Source organism: Streptomyces hydrogenans (assembly GCF_014656075.1).
GTDB lineage: Bacteria > Actinomycetota > Actinomycetes > Streptomycetales > Streptomycetaceae > Streptomyces > Streptomyces hydrogenans.
In genome coordinates, this window is record NZ_BNBS01000041.1 from 33,509 (window position 1) to 52,226 (window position 18,718).

Below are 18,718 nucleotides of genomic sequence, written 5' to 3' on the forward strand. Positions count from 1 at the left end.
GCTTCACAGACCTTTCAGTGGGCCAGGCCCGCGTCGCGGAACGCGTCCAGGCTCGGGCGGATGGTGGCGGTCGCCTGAGAACTGTCGGCCACGGCGTCCAGGGTCTTGAGCCCGTCGCCGGTGTTGAGGACGACGGTGGTGAGCTCCGGGTCGATGAGACCGGCCTCGACGAGCTTGCGGGTCACGCCGACGGTCACGCCGCCCGCGGTCTCGGCGAAGATGCCCTCGGTCCGGGCGAGCAGCTTGATCGCGTCGACGACCTGCTCGTCGTTCACGTCCTCCACGGCGCCGCCGGTGCGGCGGGCGATGTCGAGGACGTAGGGGCCGTCGGCCGGGTTGCCGATCGCGAGGGACTTGGCGATGGTGTTCGGCTTCTGCGGGCGGACCACGTCGTGGCCGGCCTTGAAGGCGGTGGAGACCGGGGAGCAGCCCTCGGCCTGGGCGCCGAAGATCTTGTACGGCTTGTCCTCGACGAGACCGAGCTTGATGAGCTCCTGCAGACCCTTGTCGATCTTGGTGAGCTGGGAGCCGGAGGCGATCGGGATGACGAGCTGGTCGGGGATGACCCAGCCGAGCTGCTCGCAGATCTCGTACGCGAGCGTCTTGGAGCCCTCGCCGTAGTACGGGCGGAGGTTGACGTTCACGAAGCCCCAGCCCTCGCCGAGCGGGTCGCCGATGAGCTCCGAGCAGAAGCGGTTGACGTCGTCGTAGTTGCCCTCGATGGCGACGAGGTCGCCGCCGTAGACACCGGCCATGACGACCTTGCCCTGCTCCAGGTCGTGCGGGATGAACACGCAGGAGCGGAAGCCGGCGCGGGCGGCGGCGGCGCCGACGGCGCCGGCCAGGTTGCCGGTGGAGGAGCAGGAGAGGGTGGTGAAGCCGAAGGCGCGGGCGGCCTCGATGGCCTGGGCGACGACCCGGTCCTTGAAGGAGTGGGTCGGGTTGCCCGAGTCGTCCTTGACGAAGAGCTTGCCGGGGGCGACGCCGATCTCGCGGGCGAGGTTGTCGGCCTTGACGAGCGGGGTCCAGCCGGGGTTCAGGTTCGGCTTCTCGGCGACGTCGGCGGGGACGGGCAGCAGGGGCGCGTACCGCCAGATGTTCGCGGGGCCGGCCTCGATCTGCTTGCGCAGCGCCTCGGGGTCGCCGAGCGGCAGCTCGTAGGCGACTTCGAGGGGGCCGAAGCAGAGTTCGCAGGCGAAGATCGGGCCGAGGGCGAAGACCTGGCCGCATTCGCGACAGGAAAGGCCGGACGCGGGGCCGAGATCGATGGTGGGGGCAGTGGCGTCAGCAGCGGCGGTTGCGGGTGCGACGGTGTTTACAGCCATGGAGGCGAGGCCCTTTCTCCTCATCTTTCCCATGACGAATTTTTCGCCATGAGACGGATTTGGCACCTTCCCTAGCCGGTGGCCTCGCGCAAACAAGCTGCGCCCGTCAGGGCTCCACCTGGGGTGGTGGCCGGGAGACGGGTGGGCGAGAACCGACTGGAGGGTTGCCGGGGCTTCAACGGGCCGTATCCCTCTGCCCCTCTGGATGAGCGGTATTCGATTGTGAGACGCGGGTGGCACCCCGACATGCATCGGGCATCCGCGTTGTTCAAGACTGTAACCGAAGGCTTCGAAGGTGGAGACGGTCGTCCGATCCGCGAGATGGAGATCACGTTGCTGGAAGAAGTGGAGCGCTGGCTGTCCCGGCGGTCCTGGTCCGTGTCCGACCGGCCCCTGGAGCGGGTGCTCGCCGCCAAGCGGGGGACGACGGTCAGCGTGGTGCTGCCCGCGCTGAACGAGGAGGCGACCGTCGGGGACATCGTCCGGGCGATCCGGCGCGAGCTGATGACCGAGGAGGTGCCGCTGGTGGACGAGCTGGTGGTGATCGACTCGGGCTCCACGGACCGCACGGCCGAGGTCGCCGCGGCGGCCGGGGCGCGCGTGGTCTCCCGCGACGGCATACTCCCCCGGATCCCGGCGGTGCCCGGCAAGGGCGAGGTCCTGTGGCGGTCACTCATGGTGACCAGTGGGGACGTGGTCTGCTTCGTGGACGCGGACCTGCGGGACTTCTCCGCGGACTTCGTGACGGGCATCGTGGGCCCGCTGCTGACCGACCCGGACGTGGAGTTCGTCAAGGCGATGTACGACCGCCCCTTCGGCGACACCCCAGGTCAGGGTGGTCGCGTGACGGAACTGGTGGCCCGCCCGCTGCTCAACCTGCACTGGCCGCGGCTGGCCGGCTTCGTCCAGCCGCTGGGCGGGGAGTACGCGGCGCGGCGCTCGCTGCTCGAACGGCTCCCCTTCCCGGTCGGTTACGGAGTGGAGCTGGGCCTGCTCGTCGACGCGCTGCACACGGTGGGCCTGGACGCGCTGGCGCAGGTGGACGTCGGGGTGCGCAAGCACCGGCACCAGGACGGGCAGGCGCTGGGCCGGATGGCGGCGGCGATCTACCGGACGGCGCAGCTGCGGCTCTCCCGGGGCCATCTGGTCCGCCCCCGCCTGACCCAGTTCGAGCGCGGCGAGGCCGGCTTCGAGCCCCGCACGTACGCGGTGGACACGGAGGAGCGCCCCCCGATGGCCGAGATCACGGAGTACGCGCACCGCCGCGTGGCGTAGGACGGCGGGGAACACGCGCACCGCCGCGCGGCGGGGGACGGCGGGGAACACGCGCACCGCCGCGTGGCGTAGGACGGCGGGGAGCACGCGCACCGCCGCGTGGCGCAACGCCCGCAGATGATGCGCTTTGCCTACATTGCCCTTTTATGCGCTTCGTACGATCTCACCCCGCCCGCCTGCTCGCGGCGGGCCTGCTCGCCGCGGGCACGCTCTCGCTGACGGCGGCGGCCGGACCGGCCGCCGCCGATGTCGTCGAACCGAACGTCAGCGGGCTCGCCCACCCGAACGCCTCCTTCACCGACGACCTCACCGAGACCCTCGACGACGCCGACTACGCGGGCGACGCGAAGACGGACCCGGACCCGACGGCCCCGGAGTCCGGCGGCCCGGCCGCGGAGCCGGCCCCCGGGCCCACCGACCCGGCCCCCTCGCCCTCCGTGACCACCCCCGCGCCCCCGGCCCCCGGTCCCGGCCCCGTCCACGGCGGCACGGGCGGCGGCGGCTCGATGGCCGGGACCGGCGCCGGCGGCGAGCGGCGGGCGCTGCTCGGCGCGCTCGCCGTCGTCCTCGGGGCGACGGGCCTGGTCGCGAGGGCGGCGATGCGCGGCCACCGCGGCTGACGGAGGCGCCCGGGCCCCGCGGCCGACGCGGCGGACGCGGCTGACCTGCGGCGACGCAGCGTGGCCGGAAGCACCCGTCTCGTATACGTACGTTTGAGCGTTTACGGGACGGGCTAGGTTCGCCACATGGCTTCCGTACTCGTGGCATCGAACCGAGGGCCCGTCTCGTACACGCTCGGTGACGACGGCACGCTCTCCTCCCGCAGGGGCGGCGGCGGCCTCGTCTCCGGCCTGAGCGCCGTGGACTCGCAGGACAGCCTCTGGGTGTGCGCGGCGCTCGACGACGGCGACCGGGAGGCCGTCCGGCGCGGGGTCGCCGAGCCCGGCGTGCGGATGCTCGACATCGACCCGGAGGTGTACGCCGACGCGTACAACGGCATCGCGAACTCGGTGCTGTGGTTCCTCCACCACCAGCTGTACGACATCCCGCGCGAGCCCGTCTTCGACGCGGCCTTCCGCCGCCGCTGGGCCGCCTACCGCGCCTACAACCGCGCCTTCGCCGAGGCCCTGGCCGCCGAGGCCGCCGAGGGCGCGTCAGTCCTGGTGCAGGACTACCACCTGGCCCTGGTCCCCGGGATGCTCCGCGAGCTGCGCCCCGACCTCAGGATCGGACACTTCACGCACACGCCGTGGGTGTCGTCGGCGTACCTGCGGATGGTGCCGGACGACATCGTCGAGGAGCTGCTCTGGGGCATGCTCGGCGCGGACGAGCTGGGCTTCCACACCTGGGGATGGGCGTCCTGCTTCATCAGCTGCTTCCAGCAGCGCGAGGACTCCACCGGCACGGCGCAGGGCCTCTGGCCGAGCGGCGACCCCTGGTACGGGGTGGAGTGGCGCCGCCACGACACCGGGAAGGGCCGCACCCGGGTCCGGGTGTACGCGCTCGGCGTCGACGGCGACGACCTGCGGGCCCTCGCCCACCGCCCCCAGGTGGACGACCGGCTGGCCCGGCTCCGCGAGGAGGTCGGCGACCGCAAGACCATCGTCCGCGTCGACCGCACCGAGCTGTCGAAGAACATCCTCCGCGGCCTCCTCGCCTACCGGGAGCTGCTCACGGAGCACCCCGAGTGGCACGACCGGGTCGTCCACCTGGCCTCCGCCTACCCGTCCCGGCAGGACCTGGAGTCCTACCGCGCGTACACGGCTTCGGTGGTCGAGCTGGCCGAGGAGATCAACGCCGAGTTCGGCACGGCCGACTGGCAGCCGGTCCTGGTCTCCGTCGAGGACGACTTCACCCGCTCCCTCGCCGCCTACCGCCTGGCCGACGTGGCCCTGGTGAACCCGGTCCGCGACGGCATGAACCTGGTGGCGAAGGAGATACCCGTGGTCTCCGACGCGGGCTGCGCCCTGGTGCTTTCGACCGGCGCGGGCGCCCACCGCGAGCTGGGGAAGGACGCGCTGACCGTCGACCCCTTCGACGTCACGGGCACCGCCGAGGCCCTGCACGCGGCCCTCACCATGCCGGACGCCGAGCGCGCCGAGCGCACCGAGCGGCTGGCCGAGGCCGCCACCGCCCTCCCCCCGCAGCGCTGGTTCCTGGACCAGCTCGAAGCACTGCGGGACCCGTCCGACTGACGTCCCCCGAGGGCGGTGCGGCGGGGCGCTCAGTCCCGCCGCACCGCCCTCGCCAGTTCCCCGAGGAACGCGACGACGCCCGACGGCCCGTCCACGGAGAGGTCCGCGCGCTCCGCCAGCTCCGGGACCTCGGCGGAGCCGGAGCAGACCAGGAGGCCCGGGAGGCCGTCGCCGCGCAGCTTCTCGACGGCCGCGAAGGCCGGCAGGTCGCCCAGGTCGTCGCCCGCGTACAGCACGGACCCCGCGCCCTTCTCCCGTACGAACTCCGCCAGCGCCACGCCCTTGTCCATGCCCGGGGGCCGGAGCTCCAGGACGAGCCGGCCCGGCTCCAGGACCAGGCCGTGCGCGGCGGCCAGGTCGCCGAGGGGCCCCTTGAGCGCGTCGAAGGCGCCTTCGGGGTCCTGGGCGCGGCGGGTGTGGACGGCGACCGCGCGGCCCTTCTCCTCGATCCAGACGCCGGGCCAGGCGCCGTGCCGGTCGAGGAAGCCGGGGAGTTCGGCGCGGACGGAGGCGACGCCCGGGTGCGGGGCGGCGGCCGTGACGGTGCCGGTGACGGCGTCCCAGCGTTCGGCGCCGTAGTGGCCGAGGACGGTGAGGTGGTCCAGGCCGGGCACTCCGGCGAGTCCGCCGTGGCGGACGGCGACCCCGGCGGGCCGGCCGGTCACGATGACGACGGCGGCCAGGCGTGGCGCGAGGGCGGCGAGGGCGGGGACGGCGCCGGGGTGGGCGCGGGCCCGCTCGGGGTCGGGGACGATCTCGGCGAGCGTCCCGTCGAAGTCGAGGGCGACGACGGCCTCGGAAGGACGCGCGAGGAGCGCGTCCAGACCGTCGCGGCCGGCGGGTGTGGCCGGGTGCGGAAGGCTGCTGACCATGGGACCGACCCTACCGACGTGAGCGCGCCGCGTCAGCGTGGCCGGACTCACCCGGGCGGCGGCCCGCGGGGGGTTTACCTCCGGCGTTCCCTCTCCTCCCGGACCCGGCGCAGGCGGTTGACCGTGACGGGGTCGTGGGCGAGGGCGCGGGGGTCGTCGAGGAGCGCGTTGAGGAGCTGGTAGTAGCGGGTCGGCGAGAGGCCGAGGCCCTCGCGGACGGCCCGCTCCTTGGCACCGGGGCCGGGCCAGGAGCGGCGCTCGACGGCGAGCACGGCCCGCTCCCGCTCCCCCAGTTCGGAGGGGTCGGTCCCGGGCGCGTGCTCTTCGGTCATACGACCAACCTATTACCCGGCGGTCTACTCCGCCGCCTCCGCCGTCGTGGCCGTGCGGGCGATGGCGCCGAGCACGTCGGCGGGGCGGCCGGCGGGGGTGACGGCCTTGCCGATGTCCTGCTTGATGGTCTCGCTGACCTTGGCCCAGGACGTCTTGCCGACCGGCGGGAGCTGGGCGGTGGGCAGCGCCTTGAGGAACTCGCGCAGACCGGCGTGCTCGGTCGCGGTCTCCATGCGGGAGGAGGCGCTGACGGTGACGGGCAGCAGGTCGTTGTCGCCGGCGAACTTGAGCACGTTCTCGTCGCTGAAGACGAAGTCGAGGAAGGTGCCGATCTCCTTGCGGTGGCCGTTCTGCTTGAAGCCCATGATCCAGTCGGCGACGCCCATGGTGGCCCGGGCGGGGCCGTCGATGCCGGGGAGCGGGGCCTGGCCGACCTTGACGCCCTGCTTGGCGGCCTCCTGGACGAGGGAGGGGTGGCCGTTGAGCATGCCGACCTCGCCGCGCGCGAAGGCGGCGAAGGCGGCCTTGCGGTTGAGCTTGCCGGGGGCGATGGGGCCGGTGAGGCCCTGGCCGACCAGCTCGTCCTTGAGCCAGGTGAAGGTCTCGGTGTTGGCCTCGGAGGCGATGGCGTACCGGTCGGAGTCGTCGGTCCAGCCGCCCCCGCCGGCGAGCAGCCACATCAGGGACTCGGCCTGCGCCTCCTCCGGGCCGAGGGGGAGGGCGAAGGGGGTGCGGACGCCCTCCTCCTTGAGCTTCTTCGCGGCCTCGGCCAGCTCGTCCCAGGTGGTGGGGGGCTTGAGCCCGGCCTTGTCGAAGAGGTCGGCGTTGTAGAAGAGCGGTCGGGTGGAGGCGACGAAGGGCAGGCCGTACTGGGTGCGGTCGTTCTCGCCGGCCTCGGCGAGCGCCGGGAGGAAGTTGGCCTGCACAGGGATGGAGAGCAGGTCGTCGGCCGAGTAGAGCTGTCCGGCGGCGGCGTAGTCGGCGTAGGCGCCGATCTGGGCGACGTCGGGGGCCTGGCCGGCCTTCACCATCTCGGCGACCTTGCGGTCGACGTCGTCCCAGGACTCGACCTGGACCTGCACCTTGATGCCCGGGTGGCCGGCCTGGAAGGCGGCGACGAGTTCGTCCCAGTACTTCTTGGTGGTGTTGCCGCCGGTGAGGTCGTAGTCGGCGGCGACCAGGCGCAGGGTCACGTCGCCGCCGTCACCGCCGAGGGTGCCGCAGCCGGCGACCGTGGCGGTCAGGCCCAGGGCGGCGGCGGCCGCGGTCAGTCCAAGGAATCGTCGCCGCTCCACGGCTTCATCCACCTTTTGCTCGTCATTGAGCAGCAGTGAGCTGCACATACATCCGGGGTACATCCGGGCAGGGGCCGAAAGTCTCCCCCACCCCCGGGCAAGAGGTCTACACCACTCAGGTATCACTTCCGCAACTCCGGGGGGCCCTTCGCCACAAACCCCCCACACCGGGGGGCCCGAATTTGTATCCGAGCGCAACAATCCTCGGCAGTGGACTAGACCTTTAGGGCGGTCTCGCGCGAGACTGTCCTCCGTGAGACACGTCATCGCCCTGGATGTGGGCGGCACCGGCATGAAGGCCGCCCTCGTCGGGGCGGACGGCACCCTGCTCCACGAGGCCCGCCGCGCCACCGGGCGCCGCCGCGGCCCCGAGGCCGTGGTGGAGACCATCCTCGACTTCGCCCAGGAGCTCCGCGCGCTCGGCCAGGAGCGGTTCGGCGAGCCCGCCGCGGCCGCCGGAGTGGCCGTCCCCGGCATCGTCGACGCGGAGAACGGCATCGCCGTCTACGCCGCCAACCTCGGCTGGCGCGACGTTCCCCTGCGCGAACTCCTCAGCCACCGGCTCGACGGCATCCCCGTCGCCCTCGGCCACGACGTGCGCACCGGCGGCCTCGCCGAGGGCCGCATCGGCGCGGGCCACGGCGCCGACCGCTTCCTCTTCGTGCCCCTCGGCACCGGCATCGCCGGCGCCATCGGCATCGGCGACCGCATCGAGGCCGGTGCCCACGGCTACGCCGGCGAGATCGGTCACATCGTGGTCCGCCCCGGCGGCACCGACTGCGGCTGCGGCCAGCGCGGCTGCCTGGAGCGGTACGCCTCCGCCTCCGCCGTCTCCCACGCCTGGGCGGACGCGTCCGGCGACCCCGAGGCGGACGCCGCCGACTGCGCCAAGGCCGTCGAGTCCGGCGACCCGGTCGCCGTCCGCGTCTGGCAGGAGGCGGTCGACGCCCTCGCCGACGGACTGGTCACCGCCCTCACCCTGCTGGACCCCCGCACGCTCATCATCGGTGGCGGTCTGGCCGAGGCCGGGGAAACCTTGTTCACACCCCTTCGGGCCGCGGTGGAGGCACGCGTGACCTTCCAGAAGCTGCCCGTCATCGTGCCGGCGGCCCTCGGGGACACCGCCGGATGCCTGGGCGCGGGCCTCCTCGCCTGGGACCTGCTCGCCGCCCAGCGCCCCACCGACCCGGAGGTTTCCGCCTGATGTCCGATCACAAGGTTCTCGCCGGCGCACGCGTCGTGCTGCCCACCGGGATCATCGAGAACGGACGCGTGATCGTCGACGGCGCCCGCATCGCGGGCAGCGCCCCCGAGGACGCCCCCGTGCTCGACCTCACCGGCCACTGGCTGGTGCCCGGCTTCGTCGACATGCACAACCACGGCGGCGGCGGCGCCTCCTTCACCTCCGGCACCGTCGAGGACGTCCTCAAGGGCGTCCACACCCACCGGCTGCACGGCACCACCACCGTCGTCGCCTCCTTCGTCACCGGCGAGATGGACTTCCTCACCGCGCGGGCGGGCCTGCTCTCCGAGCTCGCCGAGCAGGGCGAGATCGCCGGCCTCCACTTCGAGGGCCCGTTCATCTCCCCCTGCCGCAAGGGCGCCCACGACGAGACCCTGCTGCGCGACCCGCACCCGGCCGAGGTCCTCAAGCTGATCGACGCCGCCCGCGGGCAGGCCAAGATGGTGACCCTCGCCACCGAGCTGCCCGGCGGCCTCGACTCCGTCCGCCTCCTCGCCGAGCACGGCGTCATCGCCGCCATCGGCCACACCGACGCCAGCTACGAGCAGACCGTCGAGGCCATCGACGCCGGCGCCACCGTCGCCACCCACCTCTACAACGCGATGCCCGGCCTCGGCCACCGCGCGCCCGGCCCGATCGCCGCCCTCCTGGAGGACGAGCGGATCACCGTCGAGCTGATCAACGACGGCACCCACCTCCACCCGGCCGCCCTGGAGCTCGCCTTCCACCACGCCGGCCCCGAGCGGGTCGCCCTCATCACCGACGCCATGGACGCGGCCGGCTTCGGCGACGGCCGCTACATGCTCGGCCCGCTGGAGGTCGAGGTGAAGGACAGCGTGGCCCGCCTCGTCGAGGGCGGCTCCATCGCCGGCTCCACCCTCACCCTGGACCGCGCCTTCAAGCGCGCCGCCACGGTCGACGGCCTCCCCGTCGAGTCCGTCGTCCAGGCCATCTCCGCCAACCCGGCCCGCCTCCTCGGCGTCTACGACCGGGTCGGCTCCCTGGAGCCCGGCAAGGACGCCGACATGGTCGTCCTCGACGCCGCGTTCGACGTGAAGGGCGTCATGCGCAAGGGCGAGTGGATCGTCGCCCCGCAGGGCGTCCCCACCCGGGTGCCGCAGAACGCCTGACCGGGCCGGACGGTCGGCCGGGCACCCGACAGACCGTCCGATCAGGGCCGAAAGGGGACGGCGAACCGCCCGGGGTCTGGGCCGATCGCCGTTCCTTTGGCATGATCGCGCCTGTCCCACAGGTCTTACCGGAGGTACGGGGGTGGACAGGTGATTCTCACGGTCACCCTCAACACGGCGCTGGACCTCACCTACGAGGTCCCCGCCCTCGTGCCGCACACCAGCCACCGGGTCGCGCGCAGCGCCGAACGCCCCGGCGGCAAGGGCGTCAACGTCGCCCGGGTGCTCGCCGCCCTCGGCCACGAGACGGTCGTCACGGGCTTCGCCGGCGGCCCCACCGGGGACCGGCTCCGCGAGCTCCTCGCCCCGCTCCCCCGGCTGACCGACGCGCTCGTCCGCACCGAGGCGGCCACCCGCCGCACGCTCGCCGTCGTCGACACCGGCGCCGGCGACACCACCCAGCTCAACGAGACGGGCGCCACCGTCGCCCCGGACGAGTGGACGGCCTTCCGCGCCCGGTACGCGGAGCTGCTGACCGGGGCCGCGGCCGTCGCCCTGTGCGGCAGCCTCCCGCCGGGCGTCCACGTCGGCGCCTACGCGGACCTGGTCCGTACGGCCCGGGCCGCCGGCGTCCCGGTCCTCCTCGACACCAGCGGCGAACCGCTGCGCCGGGGCATCGCCGCCCGCCCCGACCTGGTGAAGCCCAACGCGGACGAGCTGGCGGGCCTGACCGGCTCCCGCGACCCGCGCCGCGCGACCCAGGACGCCCGCCGCAGGGGCGCCCACGCGGTCGTCACGTCCCTGGGCCCGGACGGCCTGCTGGCCGCCACCCCGGACGGCCTCTGGCGGGCCGCGCCGCCCGGTCCCGTCCACGGCAACCCGACCGGAGCCGGCGACTCCGCGGTCGCCGCCCTCCTCGCGGGCCTGGTCGCCGACGCCCCCTGGCCGGACCGGCTGGCCCACGCCGTGGCCCTCTCGGCCGCCACGGTCGCCTCCCCGGTGGCCGGCGAGTACGACCCGGCGGTCCTCGCGGACCTGCTGCCGAAGGTGCGCGTCACCCAGGAGACGCCCTGACGGCGGGGAACCGCGCCGCCGCTACTTCGGCGGGGTGACCTCCAGCCAGTCCAGCAGCACGTCGCACTGGTTGCCGGCCTCGCAGGAGATCTTGATCTCGTTCTCGCCCTTCTGGAGCTCCACCTGCGCCCAGGTGGTCTGCCAGTTCTTCTCCAGGTTCGGGTCCGAGGACTTGATGAAGTTCTTCAGCCCGATCGGCAGCGTGTTCGGCTTGCCGTTGATCGTCAGCGTGGCGAAGGCGTCGACCGCGGGGATCGCGTACCGGACCTGGAGGGCGTACGTACCGCCCTCGGGCATCTTCGCCTTCCACGTCACGGAGGAGCCCTGGGCGTTGAAGCCCGCCACATAGGCGCCGTCCGCGCCCTCGGCGCCCTTGACGTCCTTGGCGAGCGTGGCGCTGCCGCCGAGCTGGAGCGTCGCCGCGTCCTGCTTGGGCAGCTCCGCCTTGGTGGGCTCGGTGGACGGCTCGGCGGAGCCGGAGGGCTCCTGGCTCGGGGTGGCCGGGGCCGAGGAGGACGTGGTGCCGCCCGCGTTCGGGTCGTTCTTCTCGCCCTGGTTGCCGATGATCGCCGCGGTGATGCCCGCGACGACGACCGCGACGACCGCGACCGCGCCGATCAGCAGGCCCTTGGTGTTGGGGCCGCGACCGCGCTGCGGCGGCATCGGGGCCTGGCGGGTCCGCTCGTTGCCGGGGTACGTCTCCGGGGCCGCGTACTGCGGGTGCGGCTGGCCGTACGGCGCCTGCTGCTGCGGCGGCACGTAGGGCTGGGCCGGCGGCTGGCCGTACTGGCGCTCGCCGACCGTCCTGACCTGGTTGTACGAGGTGCGTGGCACGCCCGGCTGCGCGGGCGCGGGGCCCGGGTAGCCGTAGCCGCCGCCCTGCGGGGCACGGCCTGCCTGTCCGTCGGCGTACAGATAGCCGAACGGATCGTCGTCCTCGGGCTTGTTCGCGCCGTCGTTACCGGCAGCCATCCGGGTCACCTCTCCATGCTCGCCAGCCGTCGCCGACCCGGCGAGCCTACCCCGAACGAATGAAGCCCCCGTGCCGGGAACGATCATCCGGCCCGGCGGTGCACCTTGGCACGGGAGCGTTTCTCCACGTACATCCGCTGGTCGGCGGAGTTGAGGACCTCTTCGACGGACATCCCGCATTCGGCCCAGCCGATGCCGAAACTGGCCCCGACACGGACCGCCCGGCCGTCCACCCGGATGGGCGGGATGATGGCGTTCCGCAGCCGGACGGCGAGGTCGGCGGCGTCGGCGGCGCCCAGTCCGTCGGCGAGGACGACGAACTCGTCACCGCCCAGACGGGCGACGGTGTCGCCGTCCCGGACGCCGGTGGTGAGCCGGCGGGCCACCTCGATGAGGACGGCGTCGCCGGTGTGGTGCCCGAAACGGTCGTTGATCGACTTGAAGCCGTCGAGGTCGCAGAAGAGGACGGCGAGCCCCTTGGTGCCGTCGTCGGTGTCGCCGCCGGTCGGCGCGACCGTGTGCACGTGGTGGTCGTACGCCCCGCCGCCGGCCGGCTCGAAGCCGAAGCCGTGCTCGTGCTCGTGGCCGTACTCGTAGCCCCCCTCGTACTCCCCGTACCCCGGCTCCGTCCGCCCGGAGGCGCTCCCCGCGGGCAGCGGCTCGGGGCCGTGGGCGAAGCCGGCGTCGGGGCCGGGGCCCTGGTAGGCGCCGATGTGCGCGGGGCGCTCGCAGAGCCGGGCGGAGAGCCGGGAGCGCAGTTCGGCGCTGTTGGGCAGGCCGGTGAGGGCGTCGTGGGAGGCGCGGTGGGCGAGCTGGAGCTCGTGCCGCTTGCGCTCCTCGATGTCCTCGACGTGGGTGAGGAGGAAGCGGGGTCCGTCGGCGGTGTCGGCGACCACCGAGTTCCGCAGCGAGACCCAGACGTAGGTGCCGTCGCGGCGGCCGAGCCGCAGCTCGGCGCGGCCGCCCTCGGCGGAGGTGCGGAGCAGGGTGCCGATGTCCTCGGGGTGGACGAGGTCGGCGAAGGAGTAGCGGCGCATCACGGAGGCGGGGCGGCCGAGGAGCCGGCAGAGGGCGTCGTTGGTGCGGAGGAGCCGGCCGTGCTGGTCGCCGCCGAGCTCGGCGATGGCCATGCCGGAGGGGGCGTACTCGAAGGCCTGCCGGAAGGATTCCTCGCTGGCGCGCAGGGCCTGCTGCTCGCGCTCCAGGCGGACGAGGGCGCGCTGCATGTTGGAGCGGAGCCGGGCGTTGCTGATCGCGATGGCGGACTGCGAGGCGTACATCTGGAGGGCTTCCTGCCCCCAGGGTCCCGGGTGTCGGCCGTTGCGCGGGCGGTCGACGGATATGACGCCGAGGAGTTCCCGGCCGGTGCCGGAGGCGTACATGGGGGCGTAGAGGCGGTCGTGGGGGTGCCACTCGTCCTCGAAGCGGGGGGCGGGGCCGTCGGTGTGCCACTGGGGGACGTCGTCGTCCATCAGGACCCAGCCCTCGGTGTGCGGTATGAACCGCAGGTCGCCCCAGGGGACGGCCATGGTGAGGCGGCGCTCCCAGGCGTCGCGGGAGCCGACACGGCCGGTGATGAGGGCTTCGGCGGCGGGGTCTCCGGCGAAGGCGGCGACGACCAGGTCACCGTCGGGCCGGACCAGGTTCACGCAGGCCAGCTGGTAGTTGAGGCCGGCGACGACGCCGTCGGCGACGGTCTGCAGGGTGTCCGCGAGGCTGCGGGCGGTGTTGAGGTCCGCCACGACCTGATGCAGCTGCCGCAGGGTCGAGAGACGGACGTAGGGCTCCGACTCGGTCTCCATCGCTCGCTCTCCCCGAGACCTCGACAGCAACTCCAGGATTCTCATCGGCTTCGTACCGCACTGTCCCCGCCACTGAATCACAGCGAGCTGCGCACCCGGTACACAGGGTCAGCAAATACTGGCCTCTGTGACTCAAGTCACAGCAGTTCGTGGCGGGATCCGGCGGGTCGGCGGTGACGGCGACCCGACGGCGGGCCCCGTACCCGCCGGGGGTACGACGGGGAGGCGCCCGGAGCGCGGCTCCGGGGGCGGGGGTCCTAGGACCCGCGCCGGGCGCCGGACTGGTCCCCGGGCCCGATGCGGCCCTCCCCGGCCCGGGGCTAGCGTGCCGGTGTGCTGCAGAAGACCCCGCCCTCGCCGCCCGTCACGGACCTCGCCATCCCTCATGCTGAGGGGGTGAGCGACGACGAGTTCCGGGCGGCCATGTCCCGCCTCGCGGCCGGCGTGGTCCTGGTGACCGCGCACGATCCCGACGACGGCCCGCGCGGCGAGGACGTCGGCATGACGGCCACCGCGTTCCTCTCGGTCTCGCTGGACCCGCCGCTGGTGCTGGTGAGCCTGCGCAACGGCTCGCGCATGGACGACCTCCTGGAGGAGGTCCCGGTCTGGGCGGTGTCGGTGCTGGCCGAGAACCAGCGGCAGGTCGCCGGCCGCTTCGCCATGAAGGGCCGCGTCTCCGACCGCCTCCTCTTCGCCGACCTGCCGTCCACCCGCGGCGAGGAGAGCGGAGCCCTCCTCCTCGACGGCACGCTCGCCACCCTGGAGTGCCGCACGGAGAGCCGGGTCGTCGCGGGCGACCACACCCTGGTCGTCGGCCGCGTCCTGACGGTCGGCCTGCCCTCCCCGGACGCCGAGCCCCTCACGTACTTCCGCGGCCGCTACCGCCGCCTGGGCTGACGGACCGGGCGGCTCAGCCCCAGTCGCGGCCCTGGCGGCCGCGCTTGGTGTCGGAGCGCTGCTTCTTCTCGCGCAGCCGGCGTTCGTTGATGCCGCGGGGGATGCGGGTGGCCTTGCGGGGCTTCGGCGGCGGGGCCGTCGCCTCGGCGAGGAGCGCGGCGAGGCGGACGGCGGCCGTCTCGCGGTTGCGCCACTGGGAGCGGTGCTCCGAGGACCGCACGGTCAGCACGCCGTCGACCAGCCGGGAGCCGAGCCGCTCCAGGGCGCGGGCCTTCCACACCTCGGGCAGCGCCTCGGTCGCGGCGAGGTCGAAGAGCAGCTCGACACGCGAGTCGGAGGTGTTCACGTGCTGGCCGCCGGGACCCGAGGAGCGCGAGAATCGCCACTGGAGCTCGGCCTCGGGGAGCGAGACGGAGCCGCGGATCTGATACGGACCTGACATGCCTCCATGTTCCCCGCGCCGGGCACGGACCGTCATCCTGTTTTCGCGGTCGGGAACCGTGGGACGCCGTTCCGCGTTTCTCCGGGCGAAGACAGCGTGTGAACCACGATGAAAGGGACTTCCCATGGCAGTGAGCCTCTCCAAGGGCGGCAACGTCTCCCTGACCAAGGAGGCGCCGGGCCTGACCGCCGTCACCGTGGGCCTCGGCTGGGACGTCCGCACGACGACCGGCACCGACTTCGACCTGGACGCCTCCGCCATCGGCGTCGACGCCGCGGGCAAGGTGGCCTCCGACGCCCACTTCGTCTTCTTCAACAACAAGTCGACCCCGGACCAGACCATCGTCCACACGGGTGACAACCGCACCGGCGAGGGCGGCGGCGACGACGAGCAGATCAACGTCAACCTGGCGGGCCTCCCGGCCACCGTCGACAAGATCGTCTTCCCGGTCTCCATCTACGACGCGGTCTCCCGCTCGCAGAACTTCGGCCAGGTCCGCAACGCGTACATCCGCATCGTGAACCAGGCCGGCGGCGCCGAGATCGCCCGCTACGACCTCTCCGAGGACGCCGCCGTCGAGACCGCCATGGTCTTCGGCGAGCTGTACCGCAACGGCGCCGAGTGGAAGTTCCGCGCGGTCGGCCAGGGCTACGCCTCCGGCCTGGAGGGCATCGCCCGCGACTTCGGCGTGAACCTCTGACGGTCCCCGCACCGGCAGTCGAGCCCCGGCCGGGCGTCCGCCCGCCGGGGCTCCGCCGTGTCGCTACGCTGGCCGCGTGATCGTCGAGACCCTCGCGCCCAGGGCCCTGGAGGACGGCACCGCGCTGCCCGGGCCGCTGCTCACCGAACTCACCGCGCTGTACGCGTCGAACCACGCGTTCCACCAGCTCAGCGGCGACTTCCCGGACCCGGACGACGTACGGCCCGAGCAGGTCGCGGCCGCCCTGGCCGAGGAGCTCGCCCAGCCGTCCGCCGAGGTGCTGCTGGCCCGCTCCGAGGGCCGTCTGGTGGCCGTCGCCGTCACCCTGGCCCTGCACCCCGACCCGGCCGACCCCGACCCGTGGCTGGGCCTGCTGATGGTCCACGCCGACGAGCGCCGCGCCGGCTTCGGCCGCCGCCTCGCCGGCCACGTCGAGGACGGCTTCCGCGCCGCGGGCCGCGCGGGCCTCAGGCTCGCCGTCCTGGAGAACAACCCGGCGGCCCTCGCCTTCTGGACCGCCCTCGGGTACGAGGAGACCGCGCGCCGCCCGGACCTGGCGCACGGGCGCCCGTGCGTGGTCCTCAGGAAGGCCCTCCAGGAACCCTCCCGGAACCCTCCGGGCCCTCCGGTCATCCCCTAGGGCTTCTCGGGCCGGCCGTCGCCGTACAGCCAGACCTCCCACACCTCGTCGTCCAGGTCGCGGCCCGCGACGCTCTCCGCGTAGGCCGTGAAGTCCGCCGTGGAGGCGTTGGCGTGCCGGTACTTGGCCGCCCAGCCGCGCAGCAGCTCGTCGAAGACCCCGTCGCCGACGGCCTCGCGCAGCCGGTGCAGGACCATGGCGCCGCGCTGGTAGACGGGCGGGTCGAAGAGGTTCTCGGCGGCGGGCGGGTCGGCGGGCGGGAAGGCCCAGTTGGCGTCCTCGGCGAAGGCCGTCTCGAAGCTCCGCCGGGCGGGCACGGAGCCGTACTCCTCCGCGTACAGCCATTCGGCGTAGGTCGCGAAGCCCTCGTTGAGCCAGATGTCCCGCCAGGTCTCGGGGGTGACGGAGTTCCCGAACCACTGGTGGGCCAGTTCGTGGACGAGCGTCGGGCGGTCGAAGGAGCCGGCCGGGAAGACGGGCCGGGTCTGGGTCTCCAGGGCGTAGCCGAGGAGTCCGTCGGCGGTGACGACGGCCCCGGCGGCGCCGAAGGGGTAGGGGCCGAAGCGTTCCTGCTGGCGGGCGAGGATGCCGGGGAGTTCGGCGCGGAGCCCGGCGGTGGCGGAGACCAGCCCGGGCTCGACGGCGGTGACGACCGGGACCGAGCCGAGCGCGGTGCCGGTGGTGGTCGCGTACCGGCCGATCATCACGGTGGCCAGGTAGCTCGCCATCGGCTCGGACTGGCGCCAGACCGTGCGGACGCGGCCGCCGGACACCTTCCCGGAGGAGACGCGGACGCCGTTGGAGAGCGCCGTCAGGCCGCCGGGGGCGGTCAGCGCGATCTCGTACACGGCCTTGTCGGACGGGTGGTGGTTGCCGGGGAACCAGGTCATGGAGCCGGCCGGTTCGCCGACCGCGACGGCGCCGTCGTCGCTCCTCAGCCAGCCCTCGGTCGACCCGTCGGCGTCGGTGAGCGGCTCGGGCACCCCGGAGTAGTCGACGGTGACGGTGAACTCGCGGCCCAGCGGCAGCTCGTCGCGCGGCCGGACGGTCAGCTCGTCCCCGGCGCGGCTGACGGCGGCGGGCGCGCCGTCGACGCTCGCCGCGCCGACGGTGAGGCCGGACAGGTCGAGGTTGAGGGCGGAGAGGTCCTGGGTGGCGCGGGCGGTGATCCGCGCGGTGCCGTCGAGGCGTCCGGTGCCGGGGTCGTAGGCGAGGTCGAGGGCGTAGCGGGAGACGTCGTAGCCGCCGTTGCCCAGCTTGGGGAAGTACGGGTCGCGCAGCCCGGCCGCGCCAGGGGTGCCCTTCACCCCGCTGGTCGCCGGGGTGCATCCGGCGAGGAGTCCGAGCACGGCGAGGGCCGCCGCCAGGGAGGCGGCGGCCCTCGGGGACCGTCCGGTCCGGCTGCTGAGGGTCACATGAGGATCCTAGACAAGTCGGACAGAAGGTGACGGTGAGGGCGCCCGTCGGGGGGAATCGGGCGCCCTCACCGGCTCTCGGGGTACCCGCCACGGGTGACCAAGTGCCGCACGGCGGGGGGTGTCGCTCCGGGGCGGGTGCGCTCCGGGCTGATGGGCTCCGGGGCGGTGCGCTCCGGGCGAGTGCGCTCCGGCGCGGTGCGCTCCGGGCGAGTGCGCTCCGGCGCGGTGCGCTCCGGCGCGGGTCCTTACTTCGCCAGCTCGGCGACGCCGGCCTGGGCGAACTTCTCGTCCAGGTCGCCGGAGGGGGCGCCCGCGACGCCGATGCCCGCGATCGGGCCGCCGTTGGCGGCCACCGGGGCGCCGCCGCCGAGGAAGAGGGTGCCCGGGATGTCCTTCAGGTTCGGGGCCTGCTCCAGGCGCTTGGCCAGCTCGGAGGTCGTGGCGTTCCAGGAGACGGCGGTGTACGCCTTCTTCACGGCCGACTCGTAGGACTGCGGGCCGGCGCCGTCGCCGCGCAGGGTGACGATGGTGTTGCCGTTGCGGTCCACGACGGCCACGGAGACGCGCTGGTTCTCCTTCTCGGCGGCGTCCAGGACGGCCTCGGCGGCGTCGGTGGCGGCCTCGATCGTCAGGTGGGTCGTCTGGCGCAGGTTGTCGTTGCCCGCGTCCGCCTTGGCGACGGCGGCGGGAGCGGCGGCCGGGGCGGAGGCGTTCGCCGAGACGGCGCCGAAGGTGCCGGCGGCGAGGACGGCGGCGACGGTGGTGCCGAGAACGAGCTTCTTCTTCATGGTGGGCTCCCGAGGAGGTCGTGGGCGGACCTGACCGGTCCGGGTGGAGGAGGGCTGTTCCTTCGCCCTGCCTCCATCCTGGGTCCGCCCCCGCCCCCGTACGGTCGACGGTCCGGCTGGCCTCGCGGCGCGCACCGGACGATGCCGGGGTCAGCCGATCGGCTGATGCCCGCGTGGTCCCCGCGGGTCAGCATGGATACGTACACCCAGGTCAGCGCGGGCGGACGGCAGCGGCCCGCCCCGGACGTCCCGGGTCGGCGCGGCCGGAGGGCCGCGCGGCACCGGGCGCCCTGCCCGTGAAGGAGGCGAGACGGTGG

At 73.7% G+C, this 18,718-nt stretch carries 18 protein-coding genes and 1 riboswitch; of the genes, 9 read left to right on the forward strand and 9 right to left on the reverse strand.

Annotation, left to right across the window (positions count from 1 at the left end):
* Positions 1-14: 14 nt before the first annotated feature.
* Positions 15-1,358, reverse strand: a complete 1,344-nt coding sequence (gene thrC / locus IE321_RS19000; RefSeq protein ID WP_190223806.1) for a threonine synthase — start codon at positions 1,356-1,358, stop codon at positions 15-17.
* Positions 1,343-1,537, reverse strand: a riboswitch (SAM riboswitch). Its footprint overlaps the gene before it by 16 nt.
* Positions 1,538-1,658: 121 nt before the next feature.
* Between thrC and IE321_RS19005 the strand changes: the two genes are divergently transcribed.
* From IE321_RS19005 to IE321_RS19015, 3 genes are all read left to right on the forward strand, one after another.
* Positions 1,659-2,600, forward strand: coding sequence for a glucosyl-3-phosphoglycerate synthase (locus IE321_RS19005; RefSeq protein WP_043226228.1), 942 nt, complete (start codon positions 1,659-1,661; stop codon positions 2,598-2,600).
* Between the two features lie 146 nt (positions 2,601-2,746).
* Positions 2,747-3,220: a hypothetical protein gene (locus IE321_RS19010; protein WP_190223807.1), complete on the forward strand. Its 474-nt coding sequence runs from the start codon at positions 2,747-2,749 to the stop codon at positions 3,218-3,220.
* Positions 3,221-3,346: 126 nt separating this feature from the next.
* Positions 3,347-4,795, forward strand: coding sequence for an alpha,alpha-trehalose-phosphate synthase (UDP-forming) (locus IE321_RS19015; RefSeq protein ID WP_190223808.1), 1,449 nt, complete (start codon positions 3,347-3,349; stop codon positions 4,793-4,795).
* Between the two features lie 29 nt (positions 4,796-4,824).
* On the opposite strand, the gene otsB is transcribed toward IE321_RS19015, so the two are convergent.
* The 3 genes from otsB to IE321_RS19030 form a co-directional block, all read right to left on the reverse strand.
* Positions 4,825-5,667 carry a trehalose-phosphatase gene (otsB, locus tag IE321_RS19020; protein WP_043226135.1) on the reverse strand — a complete coding sequence of 281 codons (843 nt, stop codon included), beginning with the start codon at positions 5,665-5,667 and terminating at the stop codon, positions 4,825-4,827.
* Positions 5,668-5,741: 74 nt separating this feature from the next.
* Positions 5,742-5,999 carry a DUF3263 domain-containing protein gene (locus IE321_RS19025; protein WP_190223809.1) on the reverse strand — a complete coding sequence of 86 codons (258 nt, stop codon included), beginning with the start codon at positions 5,997-5,999 and terminating at the stop codon, positions 5,742-5,744.
* A gap of 24 nt (positions 6,000-6,023) precedes the next feature.
* Positions 6,024-7,307, reverse strand: a complete 1,284-nt coding sequence (locus IE321_RS19030; protein ID WP_226652066.1) for an extracellular solute-binding protein — start codon at positions 7,305-7,307, stop codon at positions 6,024-6,026.
* A 241-nt stretch (positions 7,308-7,548) separates the two neighbouring features.
* On the opposite strand from IE321_RS19030, the gene IE321_RS19035 reads away from it, so the two are divergent.
* The 3 genes from IE321_RS19035 to IE321_RS19045 all read left to right on the forward strand — a co-directional run bounded on the left by IE321_RS19035 (position 7,549) and on the right by IE321_RS19045 (position 10,742).
* A complete protein-coding gene (locus IE321_RS19035) occupies positions 7,549-8,499 on the forward strand; it encodes an ROK family protein (RefSeq protein ID WP_043226139.1) in 951 nt (316 codons plus the stop codon).
* Positions 8,499-9,668, forward strand: coding sequence for an N-acetylglucosamine-6-phosphate deacetylase (gene nagA / locus IE321_RS19040; protein ID WP_043226140.1), 1,170 nt, complete (start codon positions 8,499-8,501; stop codon positions 9,666-9,668). The genes IE321_RS19035 and nagA overlap by 1 nt, the downstream gene beginning before the upstream one ends.
* 150 nt (positions 9,669-9,818) lie before the next feature.
* Entirely contained in the window at positions 9,819-10,742 is a 924-nt protein-coding gene (locus IE321_RS19045) for a 1-phosphofructokinase family hexose kinase (protein WP_043226142.1), read from the forward strand.
* Between the two features lie 21 nt (positions 10,743-10,763).
* On the opposite strand, the gene IE321_RS19050 is transcribed toward IE321_RS19045, so the two are convergent.
* On the reverse strand, positions 10,764-11,714 hold the full coding sequence (locus tag IE321_RS19050) for a CBM35 domain-containing protein (RefSeq protein ID WP_190223811.1): 951 nt from the start codon (positions 11,712-11,714) through the stop codon (positions 10,764-10,766).
* Positions 11,715-11,797: 83 nt separating this feature from the next.
* The gene (gene cdgB / locus IE321_RS19055) at positions 11,798-13,516 is read right to left on the reverse strand and encodes a diguanylate cyclase CdgB (RefSeq protein WP_190223812.1); all 1,719 of its coding nucleotides are present in this window, start codon (positions 13,514-13,516) and stop codon (positions 11,798-11,800) included.
* Between the two features lie 333 nt (positions 13,517-13,849).
* On the opposite strand from cdgB, the gene IE321_RS19060 reads away from it, so the two are divergent.
* Positions 13,850-14,413 (forward strand): flavin reductase family protein, encoded by a 564-nt coding sequence (locus IE321_RS19060; protein WP_190223813.1) that lies wholly within the window; start codon positions 13,850-13,852, stop codon positions 14,411-14,413.
* A gap of 13 nt (positions 14,414-14,426) precedes the next feature.
* On the opposite strand, the gene arfB is transcribed toward IE321_RS19060, so the two are convergent.
* A complete protein-coding gene (arfB, locus tag IE321_RS19065; protein ID WP_226652039.1) occupies positions 14,427-14,855 on the reverse strand; it encodes an alternative ribosome rescue aminoacyl-tRNA hydrolase ArfB in 429 nt (142 codons plus the stop codon).
* Positions 14,856-14,979: 124 nt separating this feature from the next.
* On the opposite strand from arfB, the gene IE321_RS19070 reads away from it, so the two are divergent.
* Both IE321_RS19070 and IE321_RS19075 read left to right on the forward strand, forming a co-directional pair.
* Positions 14,980-15,555: a TerD family protein gene (locus IE321_RS19070; protein WP_043226150.1), complete on the forward strand. Its 576-nt coding sequence runs from the start codon at positions 14,980-14,982 to the stop codon at positions 15,553-15,555.
* Positions 15,556-15,631: 76 nt separating this feature from the next.
* Positions 15,632-16,195: a GNAT family N-acetyltransferase gene (locus IE321_RS19075; RefSeq protein ID WP_190223815.1), complete on the forward strand. Its 564-nt coding sequence runs from the start codon at positions 15,632-15,634 to the stop codon at positions 16,193-16,195.
* Here the strand turns inward: IE321_RS19075 and IE321_RS19080 are convergent.
* Complete coding sequence (locus IE321_RS19080; RefSeq protein ID WP_190223816.1) at positions 16,192-17,610, reverse strand: M1 family metallopeptidase; 1,419 nt, start codon at positions 17,608-17,610, stop codon at positions 16,192-16,194. The two genes, IE321_RS19075 and IE321_RS19080, sit on opposite strands and share 4 nt — an antisense overlap.
* 248 nt (positions 17,611-17,858) lie before the next feature.
* Positions 17,859-18,401 carry a GlcG/HbpS family heme-binding protein gene (locus tag IE321_RS19085; RefSeq protein WP_043226153.1) on the reverse strand — a complete coding sequence of 181 codons (543 nt, stop codon included), beginning with the start codon at positions 18,399-18,401 and terminating at the stop codon, positions 17,859-17,861.
* Positions 18,402-18,718: the final 317 nt, after the last annotated feature.

Coding starts and splice junctions, on each gene's coding strand:
- thrC (WP_190223806.1), bottom strand. CDS start 1,358: ATGGGAAAGATGAGGAGAAAGGGCCTCGCCTCCATGGCTGTAAACACC.
- IE321_RS19010 (WP_190223807.1), top strand. CDS start 2,747: ATGCGCTTCGTACGATCTCACCCCGCCCGCCTGCTCGCGGCGGGCCTG.
- IE321_RS19015 (WP_190223808.1), top strand. CDS start 3,347: ATGGCTTCCGTACTCGTGGCATCGAACCGAGGGCCCGTCTCGTACACG.
- otsB (WP_043226135.1), bottom strand. CDS start 5,667: ATGGTCAGCAGCCTTCCGCACCCGGCCACACCCGCCGGCCGCGACGGT.
- IE321_RS19025 (WP_190223809.1), bottom strand. CDS start 5,999: ATGACCGAAGAGCACGCGCCCGGGACCGACCCCTCCGAACTGGGGGAG.
- nagA (WP_043226140.1), top strand. CDS start 8,499: ATGTCCGATCACAAGGTTCTCGCCGGCGCACGCGTCGTGCTGCCCACC.
- IE321_RS19050 (WP_190223811.1), bottom strand. CDS start 11,714: ATGGCTGCCGGTAACGACGGCGCGAACAAGCCCGAGGACGACGATCCG.
- cdgB (WP_190223812.1), bottom strand. CDS start 13,516: ATGGAGACCGAGTCGGAGCCCTACGTCCGTCTCTCGACCCTGCGGCAG.
- arfB (WP_226652039.1), bottom strand. CDS start 14,855: ATGTCAGGTCCGTATCAGATCCGCGGCTCCGTCTCGCTCCCCGAGGCC.
- IE321_RS19070 (WP_043226150.1), top strand. CDS start 14,980: ATGGCAGTGAGCCTCTCCAAGGGCGGCAACGTCTCCCTGACCAAGGAG.
- IE321_RS19085 (WP_043226153.1), bottom strand. CDS start 18,401: ATGAAGAAGAAGCTCGTTCTCGGCACCACCGTCGCCGCCGTCCTCGCC.